This window comes from Methylobacterium sp. WSM2598 (assembly GCF_000379105.1).
In the GTDB taxonomy this organism is placed as follows: domain Bacteria; phylum Pseudomonadota; class Alphaproteobacteria; order Rhizobiales; family Beijerinckiaceae; genus Methylobacterium.
Window position 1 is genome coordinate 3,781,929 of the sequence record NZ_KB900609.1, and the last position, 860, is coordinate 3,782,788.

1 protein-coding gene and 1 pseudogene are annotated in these 860 nt (G+C 65.5%); both read left to right on the forward strand.

Annotated elements, in window-relative coordinates:
* Positions 1–134 (forward strand): annotated as a pseudogene (locus MET2598_RS41255) (IS256 family transposase); the annotation flags it as partial.
* Between the two features lie 302 nt (positions 135–436).
* Entirely contained in the window at positions 437–706 is a 270-nt protein-coding gene (locus MET2598_RS0118040) for a hypothetical protein (protein ID WP_018261811.1), read from the forward strand.
* Positions 707–860 lie beyond the last annotated feature (154 nt).

The following is an 860-nucleotide window of genomic DNA, read 5'->3' on the forward strand; positions in this document are numbered from 1 at the left end:
CGCGCCTTGTTGGCGCGATCCTGCTCGAACAGAACGACGAGTGGGCCGTCCAGCGCGCCCGCTCCATCACCCTGGAAAGCATCGCCCCCATCGGCGATGATCCCCTTGTCAGCCTGCCCACCCTGGCAGCCTGATCGTCCCGGCCCCAGTCGGTGATCGGGGTGACCACGCCGAAGCTACACCACGCCTGGGGACACGACCCCATCCCACCACGAGCGGACCAACCTGCTGCAAGCCGAGTTGGCTGAAGCTGCAGAAGTCCGGGTGGTCTACGCGCCGCGGCGGTCCGCCCATGAGGCTCGCGCGCGAACCATGGCTCTCAGCCCGAACCACAGCTCTCAGCCGCGTCGTCCAGGCTGAAATCATTCCGCGGTCATCGGCTCGCTCCGCCTCCCACGTAAAAGACGCCGGTCTGCTTCCTGCCTAGGGTGGGACGTTGGTCGGGGGCGTCTCGAAGAAGCGTGAGCGGAAGACCTGGGCGCAGATCGCGCAACTGATCGTGAACCAGATCCGGGGTCACCCGGGCGGCGAAAACCTGATCTTCCTGCGGTTTGACCGTGATGCCGAGAGTAAGGCGTCCCCGGGATTTTCTACAGGAACGGCGACCGCCTCCGTGAACGGAAGTCGCGTCTTCGCACGGTTCGCCGTCGAGCTGATGAGGTACTACAGCCGTGAGTACGACGTCACGTCGTTCACGCTGCGTTAGGGTCCGCGGTCCGCCCGCGAGGCCGTCGATCACAAGGACGTCGGCAGCCTGCTTGGGTTCAAGCGGTCGTCGCAACACCATCTTGCACGGCAGCCAGCACAGCGTCGAGCGCCTCTGCCGGCGTCTTCCAGTTCAGCGTCTTGCGCGGTCTGCT